Origin of the sequence: Sorangium sp. So ce381 (assembly GCF_051473845.1) — a bacterium.
GTDB lineage: Bacteria > Myxococcota_A > Polyangia > Polyangiales > Polyangiaceae > Sorangium > Sorangium atrum.
Genome location: NZ_CP150336.1, coordinates 9285716 through 9305987, shown reverse-complemented (window position 1 = coordinate 9305987; position 20272 = coordinate 9285716). Strand labels below are relative to the sequence as shown.

Annotated in this window: 19 protein-coding genes; 2 read left to right on the top strand and 17 right to left on the bottom strand. The window is 70.3% G+C overall.

Features of this window, described 5'->3' with window-relative positions; genetic code table 11:
- Window positions 1-136 precede the first annotated feature (136 nt).
- The 7 genes from WMF29_RS34870 to WMF29_RS34840 all read right to left on the bottom strand — a co-directional run bounded on the left by WMF29_RS34870 (window position 137) and on the right by WMF29_RS34840 (window position 6275).
- Entirely contained in the window at window positions 137-616 is a 480-nt protein-coding gene (locus tag WMF29_RS34870; protein WP_437324420.1) for a hemerythrin domain-containing protein, read from the bottom strand.
- A 321-nt stretch (window positions 617-937) separates the two neighbouring features.
- Window positions 938-1651: a pirin family protein gene (locus tag WMF29_RS34865; protein WP_437331197.1), complete on the bottom strand. Its 714-nt coding sequence runs from the start codon at window positions 1649-1651 to the stop codon at window positions 938-940.
- A 117-nt stretch (window positions 1652-1768) separates the two neighbouring features.
- Window positions 1769-2728 carry a GNAT family N-acetyltransferase gene (locus WMF29_RS34860; protein WP_437324419.1) on the bottom strand — a complete coding sequence of 320 codons (960 nt, stop codon included), beginning with the start codon at window positions 2726-2728 and terminating at the stop codon, window positions 1769-1771.
- Window positions 2729-2743: 15 nt separating this feature from the next.
- Window positions 2744-3919 (bottom strand): hypothetical protein, encoded by a 1176-nt coding sequence (locus WMF29_RS34855; RefSeq protein WP_437324418.1) that lies wholly within the window; start codon window positions 3917-3919, stop codon window positions 2744-2746.
- Window positions 3916-4146 carry an acyl carrier protein gene (locus WMF29_RS34850; RefSeq protein WP_437324417.1) on the bottom strand — a complete coding sequence of 77 codons (231 nt, stop codon included), beginning with the start codon at window positions 4144-4146 and terminating at the stop codon, window positions 3916-3918. The genes WMF29_RS34855 and WMF29_RS34850 overlap by 4 nt, the downstream gene beginning before the upstream one ends.
- Before the next feature lie 16 nt (window positions 4147-4162).
- Window positions 4163-4951 (bottom strand): acyltransferase, encoded by a 789-nt coding sequence (locus WMF29_RS34845; protein WP_437324416.1) that lies wholly within the window; start codon window positions 4949-4951, stop codon window positions 4163-4165.
- A 277-nt stretch (window positions 4952-5228) separates the two neighbouring features.
- Window positions 5229-6275, bottom strand: coding sequence for a lysylphosphatidylglycerol synthase domain-containing protein (locus WMF29_RS34840; protein ID WP_437324415.1), 1047 nt, complete (start codon window positions 6273-6275; stop codon window positions 5229-5231).
- A 125-nt stretch (window positions 6276-6400) separates the two neighbouring features.
- Between WMF29_RS34840 and gor the strand changes: the two genes are divergently transcribed.
- Window positions 6401-7825 (top strand): glutathione-disulfide reductase, encoded by a 1425-nt coding sequence (gene gor / locus WMF29_RS34835; RefSeq protein WP_437324414.1) that lies wholly within the window; start codon window positions 6401-6403, stop codon window positions 7823-7825.
- A 168-nt stretch (window positions 7826-7993) separates the two neighbouring features.
- Window positions 7994-8584, top strand: a complete 591-nt coding sequence (locus tag WMF29_RS34830; RefSeq protein ID WP_437324413.1) for a DUF420 domain-containing protein — start codon at window positions 7994-7996, stop codon at window positions 8582-8584.
- A gap of 39 nt (window positions 8585-8623) precedes the next feature.
- Here WMF29_RS34830 and WMF29_RS34825 read toward each other — a convergent pair whose 3' ends face one another.
- The 10 genes from WMF29_RS34825 to WMF29_RS34780 form a co-directional block, all read right to left on the bottom strand.
- Complete coding sequence (locus WMF29_RS34825) at window positions 8624-10129, bottom strand: hypothetical protein (protein WP_437324412.1); 1506 nt, start codon at window positions 10127-10129, stop codon at window positions 8624-8626.
- A gap of 115 nt (window positions 10130-10244) precedes the next feature.
- Window positions 10245-10904 (bottom strand): sulfite oxidase heme-binding subunit YedZ, encoded by a 660-nt coding sequence (locus tag WMF29_RS34820; protein ID WP_437331196.1) that lies wholly within the window; start codon window positions 10902-10904, stop codon window positions 10245-10247.
- A gap of 2 nt (window positions 10905-10906) precedes the next feature.
- Complete coding sequence (gene msrP / locus WMF29_RS34815) at window positions 10907-11941, bottom strand: protein-methionine-sulfoxide reductase catalytic subunit MsrP (RefSeq protein ID WP_437324411.1); 1035 nt, start codon at window positions 11939-11941, stop codon at window positions 10907-10909.
- Window positions 11942-11988: 47 nt separating this feature from the next.
- Window positions 11989-12771, bottom strand: a complete 783-nt coding sequence (locus WMF29_RS34810; RefSeq protein WP_437324410.1) for a DUF5995 family protein — start codon at window positions 12769-12771, stop codon at window positions 11989-11991.
- Window positions 12772-13937: 1166 nt separating this feature from the next.
- Window positions 13938-14711 (bottom strand): succinate dehydrogenase/fumarate reductase iron-sulfur subunit, encoded by a 774-nt coding sequence (locus tag WMF29_RS34805; protein WP_437324409.1) that lies wholly within the window; start codon window positions 14709-14711, stop codon window positions 13938-13940.
- Window positions 14711-16624: a fumarate reductase/succinate dehydrogenase flavoprotein subunit gene (locus tag WMF29_RS34800; RefSeq protein WP_272095502.1), complete on the bottom strand. Its 1914-nt coding sequence runs from the start codon at window positions 16622-16624 to the stop codon at window positions 14711-14713. Before WMF29_RS34800 ends, WMF29_RS34805 begins: the two co-directional genes overlap by 1 nt.
- A gap of 19 nt (window positions 16625-16643) precedes the next feature.
- Window positions 16644-17339, bottom strand: coding sequence for a succinate dehydrogenase cytochrome b subunit (locus tag WMF29_RS34795; protein ID WP_437324408.1), 696 nt, complete (start codon window positions 17337-17339; stop codon window positions 16644-16646).
- Between the two features lie 137 nt (window positions 17340-17476).
- The gene (locus WMF29_RS34790) at window positions 17477-18337 is read right to left on the bottom strand and encodes a response regulator (RefSeq protein WP_437324407.1); all 861 of its coding nucleotides are present in this window, start codon (window positions 18335-18337) and stop codon (window positions 17477-17479) included.
- A 330-nt stretch (window positions 18338-18667) separates the two neighbouring features.
- Complete coding sequence (gene ureG, locus WMF29_RS34785) at window positions 18668-19546, bottom strand: urease accessory protein UreG (RefSeq protein WP_437324406.1); 879 nt, start codon at window positions 19544-19546, stop codon at window positions 18668-18670.
- 9 nt (window positions 19547-19555) lie between these two features.
- The gene (locus tag WMF29_RS34780) at window positions 19556-20218 is read right to left on the bottom strand and encodes an urease accessory protein UreF (protein WP_437324405.1); all 663 of its coding nucleotides are present in this window, start codon (window positions 20216-20218) and stop codon (window positions 19556-19558) included.
- Window positions 20219-20272: the final 54 nt, after the last annotated feature.

The following is a 20272-nucleotide window of genomic DNA, read 5'->3' as shown; positions in this document are numbered from 1 at the left end:
GGCAGTTGCGTGGGCAGTTGCGTGGGCAGTTGCGTGGGCCTGCGTGGGCTTGCGTGGGCCGGCGTATGCGGGCGCCGCGTCCGGGCGCTCACGGCGCCGGGGGCCACCGAGGAGAGCGGGCTGGAGGGACATGGGTTCAGGGGAGGGGCGCTGCGGCGTCGGTCTGGCCCAGGACGAGCCTGCGGGGCTCCCCCTGCTGCAGCGCGCGCATCCTCGCGTGCATCTGCTGCCCGAGCGCTTCGCGCGCGCCGTCGTCAAGGAGCTTCCTGACCTTGGGGAACAGGTGCTCTTCCTCCTCCTTGTGGTGGTGCTCGAGCTGCTCGGCGAGCACATGGACCTTGGCCCCGAACGTCTCGTCCGCGGCGTCGAGGGCCACGAGATCGGCCAGCACGCGCTTGATGGACAGGTGCTCCTCCAGCGACTCGAGGAGGATATCCTCGGTGCGGCGAGCCCGGACCGCCGGGTAGAAGTCCTGCTCTTCGATCGTGATGTGGGTGGCGAGGAGGTCGGCGGCAGCGGTGAACTGCGCTGCGGTGACGGAAGAGGCCTCCTTCAGCTCGGAGAATCGCTGCTCGAGCTCGCGGTGGTGGCTTACGAGGAGATCGATGGCATCCATGAGATCTCTATGGAGCGGATGCCGCCGACGAGCAAGCGGGAGAGGCGCGCAAAGCCTGCCAGATCGAGACACACGGATTCAGCTGCCTCCTGGCGTCGGACCCGCAGCGCGGCGGCGACATCGCGCCTCTGCGGGGGTCGAGCGAGGGGGGCGATGATCATGGCGGTGCGTCGAGCCGCCGCCCGCAAGGTGCCTGTTTGCCCCAGGGAGCTCCCTTGCAGGCGGCAGGCTTCTCCTGACGCCGTGGATCATGGGCGCGATCTCGCGCTGTCTCATCTGTCTCTTTGAGCCGCCGCCGAGCGGAGGGCGCGAGAGCCGCCCTCAGGCGAGGTCGAACAGCAGCACCTCGCCCGCGCCCTTCCCGACGAGGTGGAGCGACTGACCTGCTTCCCCCGCGCCGGCTGCGCCGATGGCCGCCGCATCTCCGGCCTCGAGCAGCGTCCCGTTCAGCTCGACGCTGCCGCGCGCGACGTGGACCCAGGCGTTTCGACCGGCCGGGAGCTCGTAGCGCGCCTCTTCGCCTTGCCCGAAGAGCCCCGCGAACAGGCTCACGTCCTGGTGGACCGTGACCGAGCCCTCCCGCCCGTCCTGCGAGGCGACGAGCCGCAGCTTGCCCTGGCGCTCTTCCTTCGAGAACGCCTTCTGCTCGTAGCTCGGCGTATATCCGCGCCGATCCGGCACGATCCAGATCTGCAGCAGGTGGGTCGGGCCCGCCTGCGAGGTGTTGTGCTCGCTGTGGTACACGCCCGTCCCCGCCGACATGCGCTGGACCTCGCCTGGGCGGATGATCGACCCGTTCCCCATGCTGTCCTTGTGCGCGAGCTCCCCCTCCAGGACATAGGTGACGATCTCCATGTTCTGGTGCGGGTGCATCCCGAACCCCCGCGACGGGGCGACGCGGTCGTCGTTGATGACCCGCAGCGCGCGGAAGCCCATGTGCTCCGGATCCTGGTAGTCGGCGAACGAGAACGTGTGGAACGACTGCAGCCACCCGTGGTCGGCATAGCCGCGCTCGCCAGAGCGCCGGATCACCATCGAAGAAGTGTTGTTGGTCATGACCTCAGCATGCGCCCGCTGATCCATCTTGTGAATCGGCATTGTTCTGATGGGAACCATCTGCAAAATAGATGGATTCCCCCGGGCACCTTCGGGTCAGACGACCTCGAGGTTGGTCGTCTCGGCGTCCAGCCATGGCCCGCCCTTCGGGTGGATCACGAACGCGTCGAAGGTCGCGGCCGTCGCGCGCACGCCGGCTGGCCTCAGCTGGTCCTGGGGGACGATCGCCAGGTTCGGCGCGCTCACCACCGGCGCGGTCGCCTCTCCGGCGAACACCTCCGACGCCGCGCGCATCACCGCCGCGAGCCGATCGGCGGTCGGCTCCGGCAGGAAGAGCGTGTCGACCGTCGCCACCCGGTCGATCCCACGAGCGGTCGCGATCTCCGACAGGAACACCGCGGCGGCGCCGACGGCCTGGCCTGCCTCCTCGACGAGCAGCAGCCGGCGCGGCCGCGGATCGCGCAGGCCGTGCTCGAGCTGGGCCGCGTCGGGCGCCGACCACAGCACGCGCTCGTCGCCGCACGCCCCCATCACGGCGAGCGCGTCTTCCAAGGCCCCCGCCGGCGCGGCCACGGCCCGCGGCGGCGCGGCGCCGGCCCGGGGGAGGAAGCCGTGGTTCCGGCACGCGGTGAGCTGCTTCAGCTCGAGGCCCACCGCCGCCACCGCCTTGAAGAGCACGCGCTGCGCGGGCGCGGACCGCGCCTCCACGAACACCGCGATCGGCAGGCCGGTCGCCCGGAGGCCGGCGAGGAGCTCCGTGTACAGCCGGCTCGCAAGCCCCTGTCCCTGGAACTTCGGCCGCACGCTCACGAACGAGAGGACATATCCCTCCGACGTGACTCCCCGGAAGCGGAAGCGGCGCGGGGCGACGCCGATGAAGCCGGCCGGCTCGCCGCCCTCGCGCGCGAGCACCGCCTGCGGCGCCGGTCCGGGGGAGCCGAACTGCCACCTCAGGTAGTCGGCCGTGTAGTGGAGGACCGGCAGCGGCCACGCCTCGCGCAGGACGAAGCTGGCCTCGTCCGCCGCCGCGACCGGATCGACGCGCTCGAGCTGCATGGCAGCGAAGCCTCTCTACAGACTGGCCATCTCGGGAGACCGCCGCACGAGCTCGGGCCAGCCTGTCGGATCGTCGCCGTGCTGGGCCAAAAACGCGTAGACCCACCGCTCCAGGCCGAACGCGATGCACACGCTGTGCATCGGGCCCGCGCCCTCGACATTGCAGCTGAACGCGCGGCCGAAGAAGTCGGTGTGGTAGTTCAGCGAGCCGGCCGCCACGCGCTCGCCCTCCGGGAGCATCAGCGAGATCTCGTACTTCGTCTCGCTGCTGATCTGGAAGTACGTCTTGGCGGCCGCGTCCGGCGCGATGAAGAACGGGTCGCTCGCCGTCCGGATCTCGCCGGCGAGCCGGTGCTCGTCGAGGTAGCGCGCCACGAGCTCGTTCCCCTGCTCGCGCAGCGCGAGGACCTCCTCCCGCGACCCGAGGAAGACGATCTCCCGCATCGTGAACTCCCAGAGCCGCCGCAGGTCGACCATCTTGCTCGACTCGTAGCGGAAGCAGCGGCCCGCGAGGGCGTAGCGCGCGCCGCCCGCCGGCAGCACCCGGTCCCGGTTCGCCGCGTACACGTGGTAACAGATCGCCGGCGAGAGGCACACTTCCGGCTGCGCCATGTCGCTCAGCGCGCGCTCGTCGAGGGTGTCCCGGTCCTGGTGCCTCGCCCGGAAATCCTCGATGAGGGGCATGTCCTCCGGCAGGTGGCACGTGAACGTGACGATGTGCGGGAACGAGCGGAAGTAGTCGCACTTCGCCAGCGTCGCCGCCGGGATCAACGTCGGCACCAGGATCGGGCTCGGCGAGAACGGCGCGCCGAGCGCCTCCAGCGAGCGATCGAAGTACCGATAGAGCCGCAGCGGGATGCCCTCGAGGGCGACCTGGCCCTGGCCCATCTGCGTGATCCCGCCGGGGAGCGCGCCGCCGCGGAACTCCACCCGATCACACGCCGGGCTGCGGTACACGAGCTTCCGCTTGAGCTGGCGCAGGCTGCGCTGCATGGTGCGCGCGAGGCCCTCGGCCGCCTTCGCGAGGGCGCCGGCCTGCTCCTCGGGGGCCTCGAACTCCAGCGCGGCGCCCTCGCGGACGAAGCGGATGTTCGCGATCTCCTTCGAGAGGAAGGCGATCTGCTTCGGGATCTCCTCCTGCGCCATCTCGGTTGCAGGCGTCGCGAGCTCGACCGTGACGACCCTCCTCACGGGGCGAGCTCCTGGATGAGAGCGCTCAGCGCGCGCGGCGTGCGGGCGACGGTGAACCTGTCGTCGGGGAGCGCCACGTTGAACCGATCCTCCAGCTCTGTGAGCAGCTGGAGCGCGCGAATCGAGGAGAACCCCGCGTCGTAGATGTCGTCGTCGGGCTTGATCTCAGCGGGCAAGCTGCCGACCGTGACGATGACCTCGATGACCTTCTCCACCTCGATCGCCATGTAAAGAGCTCCAGGGTCAAGATGCGCTGTCGGAGACCGAGCGCCTCCCCGCGTCGTCCGCGCCTTGCTTCTTCGCGTCGGCGCGGTTCGCCTCGGGCGCCGGCTCGGTCCGCAGTGATGCCACCCGTCGGGCCGGATTGCCAGCGACGACGGTGTACGGAGGGACATCGGCCATCACGATGGCGCCCGCCGCAACCACGCTGCCCTCGCCCACCGTGACCCCCGGGAAGATCATCGACCGGGCCCCGAGCCATACGTTGTCCTCGATGACGACCGGCCGCACCTCGGCGTCCGAGGGCGGCAGGCCCCGCTTCCGGGCCTCCGGATCGCTCGGGTGGCCGCTCGAATCGAGGATGAAGACGCTCCCCGCGATGCGGCAGTGCTTGCCGATGGTGATCGACTTGCCGACGATGATCCGGCAGCCGTGCCCGATCCCTGTGTTGTCGCCGATCCGCAGCGTGGGGCGGTCGCAGAACCGCCGGGCGAAGACGAAGTTGATCTTGCCGTCGAGCACCACGTTGTCGCCAAGGAGGATGTCGCCCTGCCCCTGGATGTAGTGGATGAAGTTCCCCGTCCGGACACCCTTGCCGTACTGCGCGCAGTGCGACTTGAAGTGCGGCTCGCAGACGAGCACGCGAGCGCCGAAGTAGTACGCCTCGCGCGCCGCCTCGAACGCCATGCGCATCGGGACCACGATCGGCCGCGGCGCGGGCAGGGTGAAGCCGCGGACCTGCTGGCGCACGTGCCGAACGGCGCGGGCGACGTCGTGATCGGAGGAGGCGAGGAAACGAACCAGGTTCTTCATAGAGGGTCGCTCGGCGCGGACTTGCCCAGTCTGCGATGTTCGGCGGGACGCGCCCGCCAGAAGGACGAAAGCAACGCCAGGGGGTCGGAGACTATAACCCGAAACTCGTCGCGCCGAACCTTCTCCCAGCCGACCTATCTCTCTTTGGCCTCTTTGGCCTCTTCGACTTCTTTAACGCTATGGCAAACCATGAGCCAATGGCCCATAACCCACAGCGTAGTTGCAATATTTGCAAATACCGTGACAATTCCGCGATGGCGAGCCGCGTTAAGCCGCGTCATGTCGGTTCGCGCCTGGCGGAGGGGGCAGCATCGGAGGCAGCAGCGTCGGTGGGGCGCTTTGCCTCCATATGGGGCAAAACGCCCCGGAGCAGGGCCAGGCCCAGCGCGGCCTCGACGAGGGTGAGCGCCACGGCCCACGTCGTCGTCGAGGCGGCGATGGCGGCCAGGCGTGCGTCGCGCGTCGCGCCGGCCGCGAAGCCCTCGAAGAGCGCGGCGGCGAGCACGTCGCGCGTGCCGAAGCCTTGCGGCGTGATGGGGAGCGTCACCGCCACCATCAGGATCGGGATGTAGGTGAGGGCGGCTCCAAGGGGAATGCGCACGTCGAAGAACCAGAAGGGGAGCCAGGTGCCGGCGAACAGGACGAGGAGGTGCGGGATACGCGCGGCGAGGGCGACGAGGTGGCCGCGCACGCCCGCCTCGAAGAGCGGGGCGAGGAGCTTCGTGCGGGCGAGCCGGGCGGGGCGGAGCGCGAGGATCGCAAGGTAGAGCGCGCCCGCCGCGAGGAGCAGGGCGGACCCGGCGAGCGACCCGCCGTTCGCGGGCACGGCGACGGCGCCGAGGAGGAGCAGGCAGCCGAGCCACGACGCGTACACGACGAGCGTCGCGCCGGCGACGCGCGCGAGCGGCACGGCGTGCACGCGCGCGAGGAAGACCGTGATGAAGGCCTGACCGACGTGGTGGTTGAGCAGCGACGGGAGGTAGGAGGCGCCGCGGAGCACGAGGAAATCGCGGAAGGCGACGGGCGCGATCAGGCGGCGGTAGACGAGGACGGTCGCGAACGTGTCGGCGCCGAGGAGCGCGAGGACGAAGAGGGCGGCGAAGGCGACGAAGAGCGGCGCATCGACGTGCGACAGGGCGGCGAGGAAGGCGTCGAAGTCGAGCCGGCCGAGGACGAACGCGACGAGCGCGGCCGCCAGCGCGAAGGGCAGGGCGCGGCGCGCGCGCCCCGCGAGGCGCGGCGCGGGACGCTCCTGCGGGTCGCCGTCGCGCGGGCGCGGTGACGGAGCGTCGGCGAAGGTTCCAGTGTGGGTCGAGGAGCGCAACGGCGGGACCGTAGCAGAATCCCCGCGCCGGTGGCCGAGCCGAAGCCGAAGGGAGCGGAGGCCGGGGGCGCGGCGACCGCACGGCGCGCGGCGACCGCGCCCCGCATGGGGCATAGTCGTCCGCCATGTCCAAGTACGATTACGATCTGTTCGTCATCGGCGCCGGCTCCGGCGGCGTGCGCGCAGCCCGCATGGCCGCTTCCTACGGCGCGCGGGTCGCCGTCGCCGAGTCGCGCCACCTCGGCGGCACCTGCGTCAACCTGGGGTGCATCCCGAAGAAGCTCCTCGTCTACGCCTCGCACTACGCCGAGGACTTCGAGGACGCCGCCGGCTACGGCTGGACGGTGCCCGGCCATGGCGAAAGCGGGAACGGGCATGCCGGCCCGTCGTTCGACTGGCCGACGCTCCTCCGCAACAAGGACAAGGAGATCGAGCGCCTGAACGGCGTCTACGAGCGGCTCCTGAAGCACTCGGGCGCCGACATCCGCCGGGGGCACGCCCGGGTCGTCGATCCCCACGCCGTCGAGATCGACGGCGCCAGGATCACCGCCGAGCGGATCCTCGTCGCGACCGGCAGCTACCCCTGGATCCCCGATCTCCCCGGGCGCGAGCTCGCCGTCACCTCCGACGACCTGTTCCACTTCCCGACGATGCCGCGGCGGGCGGTCATCGTCGGGGGCGGCTACATCGCGGTCGAGCTCGCCGGCATCCTGCACGGCCTCGGGGCCGAGGTGTCGCTGATCCACCGCGGCTTGCACCTCCTGCGCGGCTTCGACGACGACATCCGGACGTTCCTTGCCGCCGAGCTCCAGAAGAAGGGGCTGGACCTCCGCCTGGGCGCGACCATCGAGAGCCTCGAGCGGCGGGGCGACGCGCTCTGCGCGACGCTCGCCGACGGCACCGAGCTCGCGGCCGACCGCGTGCTGTATGCGACGGGGCGCCTGCCGAAGACCAGGGGGCTCGGCCTCGAGGAGGTCGGGGTGAAGCTCGACGAGGACGGCGCGGTCGTGGTGGACGACGCGTTCCAGACATCGGTCCCGTCGATCTATGCGCTCGGCGACGTGATCTCGCGCGTGCAGCTCACCCCGGTGGCCATCGCCGAGGCGATGGCGCTGGTGAAGACGCTCTTCCGCGGCGAGCGCGCGCGCGTGGACTACGCCGGCATCCCGACCGCCGTCTTCAGCCAGCCGAACGTCGGCACCGTCGGCCTGTCCGAGGCGCAGGCGCGAGAGCACCACGACGTCGCCATCTACCTCTCGACCTTCCGCGCGCTCAAGCACACCCTCTCCGGGCGCGAGGAGAAGACGATGATGAAGCTCGTCGTCGACCGCGCGACCGACCGGGTGCTCGGCGTCCACATGGTCGGGCCGGACGCCGGCGAGATCATCCAGGGGTTCGCCGTCGCGCTGAAGTGCGGCGCGACCAAGGCGCAGTTCGACGCGACGATCGGCATCCACCCGACCGCGGCCGAGGAGTTCGTGACCATGCGCGAGCCGCTGCGGAACCTCGAGCGCAGCCCCCCGATGGGGATCGCGCCGAGCTCCGCCTAGCCCGCCGTCGCTCGGGGCGGCTCCGTCCGCGCCCGTCCGCTTCGGTCGGCCTGCGAGCGCTGGCGTTCGTCTCCGTCCGCTCCCGCCGGCTCGTGTCCGCTTCCGTCCGCTCCCGCTCGCTGATCCGAGGTCGCCCGCTCGCGTTCGCGCTCGGCGCGCTCCTCTGGTATGGACCGCGCGATGTCGTCCCACGCCTCGAGCCACTTGAAGCCCGTCGGCCTGCTCGCCCGCACAAGCGACCGATCGTTCTACGCCTTCAATGCCGTGCTCTCCGCGGCCGCGCTGGCGTTCCTCGCCTACATCCTGATCATCCGGCGGGGCGCGGGCGGCGCGGATCTCCGCTTCATGCCCCCGCTGAACGCCGCCTTGAACGCGACGGCCGCCACGCTCCTCGTCGCGGGCTGGTTCGCGATCAAGCGCCGCGCGATGGTCGTGCACAAGTACCTGATGGTCTCGGCGTTCGCGGCCTCGTCGCTGTTCCTCGTCGGCTACCTCGCCTATCACTTCGTCCACGGCGACACGAAGTACCAGGGCACCGGGCCGCTCCGCGCCGTCTACTTCGCCGTCCTCATCTCTCACATCGTGCTCTCGGCGGGCATCGTGCCGCTCGCGCTGACGTCGTTCTACTTCGCCTACAAGGCGAACTTCGCGAAGCACGCCAAGATCGCTCGGGTGACGCTGCCCCTCTGGCTCTACGTCTCCGTCACGGGGGTGCTCATCTATTTCATGCTGCGCGGGAGCGCTCCGGCAGTGCCGTGACCGCCGCTCTGCGACGCTCCATGGGCGGGTGGAACCGCTCTAGAAGTCTTTGATGCTGCCGCGCCGGCCCTGGAACCCTCCGAAGAGGTACCGGTAAGCCGAGAGCACCGCGAACGACAGCTCCTCGTACTGGTAGATCTCCTCCATCAGCGGGATCGGGTCCTGATAGAGCGTGTCGCTCGCCACGATCCTGGGCCACGGCAGGCGGTCCGGGTCGGCGCCGGGGACGCCGGCTTCCTTCATGACCTTGAGGAACTCGTGGGCGAGGAGGCCCTGGCCGATGACGCTCGGGTGAACCCCGTCGAGGCTGACGATGCCGCCGGCCCTGCGGCGCCCGGCGCGATCGACGTGGTAGAAGCGGGTGTCCATCGGCGGCGCGACGTTGGCCGCGAAGTACGCGGGGAACTCGTACGACGGCTCGCCGCCGGTGCGCCGGTACGCGAGCCGGTCCAGGCCGCCGGAGACGTCGACGAGGTGATACCGGGGCGTGCGGTGGCGGGCGTTCTTCTCCTCGATGAGCCGGAGGAGCTGCGCGTTGCAGGCGTCGACCGTCGCGTCGATGCGCCGCGCTTCCGCCGCGGTGAGGTGCGGCGCGCCCGCCTCGATCAGGCGGGGGCCTCGAGCGAACGGGGGATAGGTGTAATAGGGGAAGTAGCGCGGCGAGCCAGGGAGCGGGTCGCCGACGCCCGTGGCGATCGGCACGATCGTCACGTGAGGCACGTTGGCCACGAACACCCGCCAGCCCGGGCTCTCGTTGCGCCGCATCAGGGTGTCGACCCGGTCGAGCAGCTCGCCGTACTCGGCGACGAAATCGTCGGGCATCCAGAGGTTCCACTGCGCCCGGGTCCGCTCGTCGAAGCTGAGCGAGACCGGCCGCCGCTCGGGCCTGTCCTCGGTCGCCGCGACGCTGAGGAGGATCGCCGAGCCGACTGCGTTGTTGGGGCCGAGCCAGAGCAGGAGGTTCTCGACGCCCTCGCCGCGCGCGTGGTGGCCGAGCCAGTCGAGCTGGCTGTACCCGTCGAGGCGCTCGTCTCGCGACGGGTTGAGGACGCGGAGCGCGGTCCGGTAGAACGCCGCGTTGGGCCCCTGGAGGAAGCCGTCCGTGGCGCCGGGCGCCGCCGCGATCCGCTCCCTGCAGAGCCTCGGGGTCACGAGCCACGCGTCGGCCACGTCGAAGCCGTACACCGAGACGTTGTGGAACCAGGGGACGCTCCCGCCGCGGTAGGGGCCGGCCCCCTCGCCGCGCTCGTAGTAGTCCTCGGCCACGTCGAGCACCCGGTTGATCTCCAGCAGGACGGCGGCCCACTCGAGCCTGTCGATCGTGGTGCCGAACGCGAGCTGGAGGCGGCGGAGCACCACCTCGAGATCGAGCAGCAGCCCGTGGGCCGGGTAGTCGGGCACGCGGTACGCCGGGCTCGACAGCGCGTCGCCGACGTCGACGCCGAGCGCGCGCGCGATCCACGTGGAGTAGGCGAGCTGGGTGCGCGCCGCGCCGAGCGACATGAAGCCTTGAGAGATGCTGTCCCCGATGGTGAAGAGCTTCATGACGCCGTCCTCACGCGTTCCACGTCGAAGCCCCATGGTATCCGAACGCGCGGCGCGGCGCGGCAGGTTCGCCGCGCGGCGACGGCGCGACGACGTGACGGCGCGACGCCGGCGCTCAGCGCGGCGCCGCGCGTCTGCGCAGGACGGCGCTCGCGATGCGCACGGCGAAGAGCAGCGCGAGCAGCGCCCCGTAGATCATCGGCTCCGTCGTGTCCTTCTTCACGCGGAGGAAGAAGTGCACGATCCCGAGGACGGCGGCGACGTAGGCGAGCCGGTGCAGGCGCTTCCAGCGCGCGGCGCCGAGGCGCTTCAGCATGCGCGCGGTCGACGTCGCCGCGAGCGGGACGAGCGCGAGGAGCGCGACGAAGCCGGCGAGGATGAAGGGGCGCTGCGTGATGTCCTCGCCGATCGCGCGCACCTCGAGGCCCTGATCGACGATCGCGTACGTCAGGAAGTGGGCGCACGCGTAGAAGAAGGCGAGCAGCCCGAGCGCCTTGCGGATACGCAGCGGAAAGGTCCAGCCCGACACGAGCTTGAGCGGCGTCGCCGCCAGCGAGGCGACGAGCAGCACGAGCGCGAGCAGGCCGAGCTGGTTCAGCGCCTCGGCGACGGGGTCCGGGCCGAGCGCCCCGGCCCCGGCGCGCACGCCGAGCACGGCCAGCGGGATCAGCCCGCCGGCGACGACCGCGGGCGGGAGCCAGGCCAGCTTCCGGCCAGCCGGCACGCCGGCGGCGGCAGCGCGCGGCGGCGACATCGTCCTCGCTGGCGCGCGCATCATCAGAAGCTCTCCCGCAGGTCCATCCCGCTGTAGAGGCCGGCGACCTCCTCCGCATAGCCGTTGAATGGCAGCGTGGGACGGCGACGCAGCTCACCGATCCTCCGTTCCGTCGCCTGGCTCCAGCGCGGGTGATCCACCGCGGGGTTCACGTTCGCATAGAACCCATACTCGTCCGGCGCGGCGCGGCTCCAGCTCGTCGCCGGCTGGCGCTCGGTGAGCTTGATGCTGACGATCGATTTGCACCCCTTGAACCCGTATTTCCACGGCACCACCAGGCGAATGGGCGCTCCGTTCTGGCCGAGCAGCGTTTTGCCGTAGAGGCCCACGGCCAGCATCGTGAGAGGGTGCATCGCCTCGTCGATCCGCAGCCCCTCGACGTAAGGCCACTCCAGCACGTCGCTCCGCTGGCCGGGCAGCTGCTCTCGATCGAGCAGCGTGGTGAACTGGACGTACCGGGCGCGAGAGGTCGGCTCGAGGCGCCTGAGCAGCGCGCCCAGCGGGAACCCGAGCCAGGGGATCACCATCGACCACGCCTCGACGCAGCGCATTCGATAGACGCGCTCCTCCAGGGGAAACCACCGGAGGAGGGTGTCGAGGTCGATGACCTCGGGCTTCTTCACCTCTCCCTCGCACGCGATGGCCCAGGGGCGGAGCCTGAGCCGGCCGGCGTTCCTGGCCGGCTCGGACTTGCTCAGGCCGAGCTCGTAGAAGTTGTTGTACGAAATGATGTCCTCGTAGGAGGTCCGCGCTTCGTCGGTAACGAACGGGTCTCTCGATCTCGTCCCGGAGGACGACGCGCCGGCGGCGGGCGGCCCCGGCGGCGCGCCCGCGCTGCCGAGCGGCGTGGCCTCGCCGCCGGGGGCGCCCGCCGCCGAGGGGCGCGCCGCGCCGCCCGTGAGCCAGACGAGGCCGCCGCCGATGGCCGACGCGGTGCCGGCGAAGAGCGCCGCGCTCTTGAGGAGCTCGCGCCGCCGCAGGTAGAGCGCTGGAGGGGTGATCTCGCCGGCAGGCGGTTCCTTGGGCAGCTTGCTCATGCCCCCATTCTACGATCGGGCGGGGCTCCGGTTGCGGTCGGCCGCGATCACGCGGCCCTTGACAGGAGGCGGAGCGCCGTATGCGGCGCCTGGTGGAGCGAGGGCAGCGCGAGCATCTGGGCGATGCGCGTGGAGCGCCGCTCGATCCCGCGGGAGAGCGCCGCCCGCTCGCTCCCGTCGCGCGCGGCGAGGAGCGCCAGGACGTCGTCCCAGACCCGTTCGCGCCACCGCGAGAGCATCTCCATGGACACCCAGATCGCGACCTCCGGCGCGTTGTCCAGGAAGAACGCGCTGAGGGGGCAGCCGTGCCGCGCGGTGAGGCGCGCGAGCGCCTCGATGACCGAGGCGCGGAGCAGCGTATTGATCTGATCGTGATCGTGCTTGAGCCGCGCGAGCATCGCCCGGTCGGCGCCGTGCCCGAACTCCACGATCGTCGCGTGGATCCCGAAGATCAGGTCGTAGTTGATGTGGGCGCTGAAGCCGAGCAGCGCGTTCTGCACGGGGGGCGTGAACCGCGACGCCGTGCTCGCGTACGCGATGTGCCAGGCGCCGCAGTCCTGCGCCGCGCCCCGATCGTACCAGCCGAGCGTCTCGAGGTACCGCTCGCAGAACCGGCCCGCGAGCCGCGAGATCCACGCCGGCTCGAGGAACATGCCATCGCGTCGCCCGACCTGCGCCGCGACCGCGCGCGTGACGATACCGTAGACGTCGGTGAAGGCCGCCCGCCGATCACCCGCGGCGAGGAGCCGATCCGTCACGGTGTCGAGAACAACGGCAGCATCGTGGACGCTCGTCGGATGCAGATTAAGGCCGTCGATGCAGCACCTCATGAAGTTCCCCTCCTACTTCTTCGCTCGTCCAAGAGACCTGTCTGATGTTCGAACTCCCGCATCCGATCAGCCTCGCAGACCCCGGCGCGCGCCTTCGGCGCGCAGCACGAACAGTGCAGCAGGGCGCCGTCAGGCGATCTGCCCGGCCCCGGTCGGTCTGGTTTGCGGTCCCGGTGCGCGTCGTTCCCGTGTGGAAAGCGGATCTCCTGACCCGCCGGGAGAAAGGTCGCCGCGGCCGTTGCCTCTGGCTTCTCCTCCTGCCGGCCCTCCCCTCGAACCGGCTTCCGCAGAAGAGCGATACTCGATGCGATCCTCGACGCGCTCGCCGCGGGATGCCCCCCCTCGCTGCGGCGCTCTAAGTTCGACCTAGTCTACGACATGGTGTGGGGTGACCACAATTGTCTTATGACGACTGATCCCGTTCAGGACAATTTCGAGGTTATTCCAACTCGTGACCTCGAACAAGTGCCTGTTGACCCTGACACGTTTCATTGCGGCGCGGGAGAGCGCCACGGCATCTTCGCGGTTGCGCTGCTACTGGAGCGACGGCTCGCCACGCTCGGAAAGCCCCCACTGGCATAGGCGCGAGTCGCGGCGAGATGTTCTCGAAACATGCCGAGTGCTTATCCCACGTTGACTGTACGGTTGGGGCTCTCAATGTGAAGACGGTTTAGGAAGTCCCTGAGTCGGTGATCAGGAAACTCCTGGTTTGTTTTCCACAGGGGGCCTGCAAATCCTTGTGTTTTTGGTGAAAAATTGTACGAAAACGGAAGGTGAGGGCGGCCTCGTGCCACACCTGCGGCGGCCGTCGGGATCGTGCTGGCGCACCCACGGCACCAGGGCTCGCCTGTCATGCCGCGGGGCCGTGCTCGGGTGAGCCTCGTGCCGAGGCGCTGCAGCCTGCGCCTGCAGGCACCGGGGGCCGGCCGTACGGGCGGTGATGGGCCGAAGGGCCAGCCTGACCCCGTGGGCCACAGGCGCACCTTCGGCGCAGCGCGTCCGGGCGGCGAGCCGGTGTCAATCAGGGGCGCACCCGCCTTGGCGGCGGGGTGGCGGCGACGGAGCGCCGCCGTTCATGGCGTGCGGGAGGAGAGCGTTCGCTGTCGACGAGAGGGGAGGGAGGGGAAGCGCCGCCGGCCTCGAGCGAGGCCGGCGGGTGCGGCGCCTCAGCCGGTGCCGCCCTTGGCCTGCACGTCGCGGTGGACCAGCGTCGCGCGCAGGTAGTCGCGGTTCATCTTCGCGATCATGTCGAGGGGGATCTCCTTCGGGCAGACCGCCTCGCACTCGCCGACGTTCGTGCAGTGGCCGAAGCCCTCGACGCGCATCTGGGCGACCATGTTGAGGCTCCGCTGATCGCGCTCCGGCTCGCCCTGCGGCAGCAGGTTCAGGTGCGTGAGCTTCGCCGCGGTGAAGAGCGAGGCGGACGCGTTCGGACAAGATGCGACACAGGCGCCGCAGCCGATGCACGCCGCCGCGTCCATGGCGCGCTCGGCGACCACCTTCGGCACCGGGATCGCGTTCGCGTCCGGCGCGCTGCCCGTCGACACCGAGACGAAGCCGCCCGCCGCGATGATCCGGTCGAACGCGCTGCGGTCCACCGCGAGGTCGCTTACCACCGGGAACGCCTGGGCTCGCCACGGCTCGAGCCACAGCACGTCGCCGTCCTTGTAGTGACGCATGTGCAGCTGACACACGGTCGTCCCACGGAGGGGGCCGTGCGCCTGGCCGTTGATCATGAAGCCGCACATGCCGCAGATGCCCTCGCGACAGTCGTGATCGAACGCGATTGGCTCCTCACCCTTGAGGATGAGCCGCTGATTGAGCACGTCGAGCATCTCGAGGAAGGACATGTGCTCGCTGACGTCGGGCACCTCGTACGTGACGAACCGGCCCGCTTCGTACTTGCCCTTCTGCCGCCAGACATGGAGGGTGAGGCGCATTATTTGTAACTCCGCTGCGTGGGGTGAACCTCGTTGAACTGGAGCGGCTCCTTGTGGAGCTCCTGGGCCTGACCTTCGCCTCGCCATGCCCAGGCGGCGACATAAGAGAAGCGCTCGTCGTCGCGCTTCGCCTCGCCCTCGGGCGTCTGGTGCTCCTCGCGGAAGTGCCCGCCGCACGACTCCTCCCTGTCGAGCGCGTCACGACACATGAGCTCCGCCAGCTCGAAGAAGTCGGCGACGCGCGCCGCCTTCTCGAGCTCCTGGTTCAGGCCGGTGCCTGTCCCCGAGACGCGGACGTCACGGTGGAACTGCTCGCGGAGCTCCGGGATCCGCGCGAGCGCGCCCTTGAGCCCGGCCGCGTTGCGGGCCATCCCGCACTGCTCCCACATGATCTTGCCGAGCTCGCGATGGAACGAGTCGGCCGTTCGCGAGCCGTTCGCGCCGAGCAGCTTGTTCAACCGCGCGCTCGCGTCGCGCTCGGCGTCCCTCACGGCGGGGTGGAGGTCGTCGACCCGCTCGAGCTTCGTCGACGCGAGGTAATCGCCGATGGTGTAGGGGATGATGAAGTACCCGTCCGCCAGGCCCTGCATCAGCGCGCTCGCCCCGAGCCGGTTCGCGCCGTGGTCGGAGAAGTTCGCCTCGCCGAGCACGTACAGGCCGGGGATCGTGCTCATCAGGTTGTAGTCGACCCAGAGCCCGCCCATCGTGTAATGGATGGCCGGATAGATGCGCATCGGGACGCTGTACGGGTCGTCGCCGGTGATGCGCTCGTACATGTCGAAGAGGTTGCCATAGCGCTCGGCGATGGCCGGCTTGCCGAGGCGCCGGATGGCGTCCGAGAAGTCGAGGTACACGCCGAGCCGCGTCGGCCCCACGCCGCGGCCCTCGTCGCAGACCGCCTTCGCCGCGCGCGACGCGACGTCGCGCGGCACGAGGTTGCCGAAGCTCGGATAGCGGCGCTCGAGGTAATAGTCGCGCTCGCCGTCGGGGATGAGCTCCGGCGGGCGCGTGTCGCCCGCGTTCGTGGGCACCCAGATGCGGCCGTCGTTGCGGAGCGACTCGCTCATGAGCGTCAGCTTCGACTGGTAGTCGCCCGAGACCGGGATGCACGTCGGGTGGATCTGGGTGAAGCAGGGGTTGCCGAAGAGCGCGCCGCGCTTGTGCGCCCGCCAGATGGCCGTGGTGTTCGACCCCTTCGCGTTCGTCGAGAGGAAGAAGACGTTGCCGTAGCCGCCCGACGCGAGGACGACCGCGTCGCCGAGGTGCGTCTCGAGCGCGCCGGTGATCAGGTTGCGGGTGATGAGCCCGCGCGCCTTGCCGTCGATGACGATGAGGTCGAGCATCTCGGTGCGCGGGTACATCTTCACCTTGCCGAGGCCGATCTGCCGCTCGAGGGCCTGGTAGGCGCCGAGGAGGAGCTGCTGCCCCGTCTGGCCGCGCGCGTAGAACGTGCGCGACACCTGCGCCCCGCCGAAGGAGCGGTTCGCGAGCACGCCGCCGTACTCCCGCGCGAACGGCACGCCCTGCGCGGCGCACTGGTCGATGATGTTCACGCTGATCTGCGCGAGCCGGTACACGTTGGCCTCGCGCGCGCGGTAATCGCCGCCCTTCACGGTGTCGTAGAAGAGGCGGTAGATGCTGTCGCCGTCGTTCTGGTAGTTCTTCGCGGCGTTGATGCCGCCCTGCGCGGCGATGCTGTGGGCGCGGCGCGGAGAGTCCTGGAAACAGAAGCTCTTCACGTTGTAGCCGAGCTCGGCCAGCGTCGCGCTCGCCGCGCCCCCGGCGAGGCCGGTGCCGACGACGAGGACGGTGTACTTCCGCTTGTTCGCCGGGTTGACGAGCTTCAGGTTGAAGCGGTGCTGGTCCCACTTCTTCTCGATGGGACCTTCAGGGATCTTCGCATTGAGCTGCATGATGACGGACGCTCCGGGCTCAGCGGACGATGCCGAACAGGACGGCCAGCGGGATGGACGAGAAGCCGGCGAAGAGCAGGATCGACGACGCGGCGGCAAACTTCTTGAGCACCGGCGAGTAGCGCGGGTGGTTGAGGCCCACCGACTGGAACATGCTCCACGCGCCGTGGTAGAGGTGCAGCGCGAGCAGGCCCATCGCCACGACGTAGGCAATCGCCGCGGGGCCCGGGCTGAAGCCCTTCACGACGTTGTCGTAGGCGTCGAGCGGCACGAAGTCGGGGTGCACGGTGCCCGTCGTCAGGTGGAGCAGGTGATAGACGATGAAGGCGCCGAGGACGCCGCCGCTCAGCAGCATCGTGCGCGCGGCGACGTTCGGGCGCCGCTGCCCCTTCACCTGGTAGGGGACCGGCCGGGCAGCGCGGCTGTGCTGCGCGAGCGTCACGCCCGTGTAGACGTGGACGATGAGGGAGGCGAGGAGGACGATCCGCGTCCCCCACAGCAGGGAGGGCGTCCCGTGGAGGAAGGCGGCATAGTCGTTGAACTTCTGCCGGCCGAGGAAGACCTGGAGGTTGCCGGCCATGTGGCCGATCACGAAGCCGAAGAAGATGACGCCGCTCAGCGCCATCGCGATCTTCTTGCCGACGAGATCCCGGTAGAAGGTCGCGGCGCGCTGGGCCCTGGCGGGGAGAGTCGATGGTGCAGCGGTGGGGCTCATCGCTCCCCTCCTTTAGTGGGGCGCGAACGCGTTCGCCAGAGGGAATCTTGAGCTCGATTGCCGAAGAATTTGCGGGCGCCAGCCGCAGATCTCGGCCCGGACGAGCGCGCCGCGCGTGTCCACGCCGCGCGCGGGCGTCAGGCGGCGCAGGGGCCGAGCGAGCGCCGTACCTTGTGGCCGTAAAAGGCGAGCGCGAGCTCAATTGCGAAGATGCCGATGGCCTGCTCCTCCTGGCTGGTGAACGCCGGCAGGCGCTCGTCGCGGAGCACCACGAGGCCGCCAAACGAGCTCTCGCCCAGGCGGAGCGGCGCGACGATGGCGGCGCCGAAGCGATCGCCCTCTGCGGTGCAGAGCAGATCGGGCGCGTCGTCCGCGGACAGGCGGACGGGCGCGAGCGCGCCCTCGATGCGCCCGGCGAGCCGAGCGATGAACGCCGCGGGCACCTCGGCGCCGGAGGCCGCCTGGTACAGCGCGGCCCCTTGATCGAGCGCGAGGGAGAGCGCCGCGCAGGTCGTATAGACGACCTTCGCCGCGAGATCCACGGCGCGCTCGGGGAAGTCGTCCCGCGAGAGGGACGCGACGAGGGCGGCGCTCGCCTGGTGGACGGCCGCCACGGCGTCGAGGTGGGTGCGCAGCATCGCCGCCTCGAGCAGCCGCTTCAGGTCCTCGATGTCGTAGGGCTTCTCCAGCATGTCGTACGCGCCGCGCTCGATGCACTCCACCGCGTCTTGCGCGCTCGAGCACGGGGCGCCGACGATGATCTCGAGGTCCGGGCCGAGCGCCTTGAGCGCGGCGATGGTCCCGGCGCCCTCCGTGCCGAGCGCCCCCACATCGGCGACCACGAGGTCGAAGCGGCGCGCCTTGACGAGCTCGATCGCGGCGAGCCCGCTCTCGGCGCAGGTGACGTCGAAGCCGCCCTGGCCGAGCTCGAGCGCGAGCCTGTCGAGGACCCTCTTCTCGGCGTCTACCACCAGCACATGGGGTCGGGCCTGGCTCACTGATGCCTCCTCCTCTGGTCTACAACGGGTGCGCCGCGCCGCCTCGCCATCCGGCGCTGCCGTGATCGCGTGGCGACCGCGGCGGTCGTGGTGGAAGTCGCTCCGCCCGGCGGAGCCCTCCCCGCCCTCTACCACCCGTCCGAAGTCCGCCTACCGTCCAATAGAACCGGTATTCCAGCGAAACGGAAGTCGAAGCGGCGTTGCCGCTGTCCTCCTTTAACAGGGGACAGCGCCGCGCGCCCGGCGCAGATGTGCTCCGGTATGCCGACTCCTGTGGAGCGTGAGCGCTTCTCGCAGCGCTTCTCGCAGCGGGAGGCGCGCGATAGAGGCCTATTTCGCGGGAGGCGCCGTGGTGGTTGCGCGGCGCATGGCGGAGAGGATGTGGTCAATGATCTCGGGGACTCCTTGGCTCCGGTTGCACTGCGCGAACAGGAACGGCCCGTCTCCCCGCATCCTCCGGGCGTCCCGCTCCATGACACCGAGGTCGGCGCCGACGTGCGGAGCGAGATCGGTCTTGTTGATGACGAGCAGGTCCGACTGCGTGATCCCCGGTCCGCCCTTGCGCGGCACCTTGTCGCCGCCGGCGACGTCGATCACATAGATCGTGTAGTCGACGAGCTCCCGGCTGTACTGGGCGGCGAGGTTGTCTCCGCCGCTCTCGACGATGAGGAGCGCGGGCGCGACGTGATCCATGAGGTCGTCGAGCGCGACGAGGTTGTGGCTGATGTCCTCGCGGATCGCCGCGTGCGGGCAGCCCCCGGTCTCCACCGCGCGGATGCGCTCCGGCGGCAGTGCCTTGTTGCGGTGCAGGAACTCGGCGTCCTCCTGGGTGAAGATGTCGTTCGTGACGACGCCGAGCGGCATCCTGTCGCGAAGCGCGCGGCAGAGCGCGAGCACGAGCGCCGTCTTGCCGCTGCCGACGGGCCCTCCGATCCCGACCGTGAACGCCCGCGCCGAGAAATCGCGGTCCTTCGGCGCATCCCGCTCGCTGAAGAGCCCCGGATGCGCCCAGTGCTCATGCGTGTGCCCGTGCTCGTGCGCATGCCCGTGGCCACCCCCGTGAACATGGCCGTGGTCGTGGTCGTGGTCGTGAACGTGGTCGTGGTCGTGAACGTGGTCGTGGTCGTGAACGTGGTCGTGGTCGTGGTCGTGGTCGTGGCCATGACCGTGGCCGTTGTGCCCATGCCCGTGATCGCCAGGGTCGTGCATGCTGTCACCTCACGATTGAAAGAGACGCGAGTAGAGCCGATCCTGCGTGGCCCCGAAGAGATCGAGGAGCGGCGCCGGCTGCGCGAGCTCGTCGATACCGTGATCTCCGCACTCATGGAGCACCGCGTCGAGGATCGGCGCGCTCTCGAGTTGCAGTCGCTGTGCCTCGAGGGGCCCGACGAGCCCGAGGCGCACCGCCGCCGAGACGACGCCGCGGAGCGAGGCGTGCAGGTAGACGGCCTGCGCGTCCTGGCGCGGGACGCCGAGCGCCGCGAGGGTCGCGCCGAACGCCGGCGCGTGGTGGCCCAGCGCCTCCCGCGCCCGCACGGCGGCGTCGAGGCGACGGATCTCGGCGGAGGGGAAGACGCGCGCGCTCGTCGCGAGGAACGCGCGGCCCTGCGTCCGGCTCGCCCGGTTCGCGACGTGGTTCACGAGGAAGGCGTCGCACGCGTCGTCGACGGTCGCGATGTCGAGCGGGCGCTCGTGCGCGGCCCGCACGAGCGGCAGCGCGCCGAGGCCCACCTGCCAGAGCGCGCTCGCGACGAACGACGAGAGCGCGCTCCCGGGCCCCACCTCGCCGAGCTGCACCGCCGCCTCCAGGCCCGCGGAGTGCGCGAACCCTCCGACCGGGAACGCGGAGTCGGAGAGCTGGAGGAGGAGCCACCTGTTCATGCGCGCGGATGGAAGCGGACGGAAGCAGACGGAGACAGACGGAAGCAGACGGCG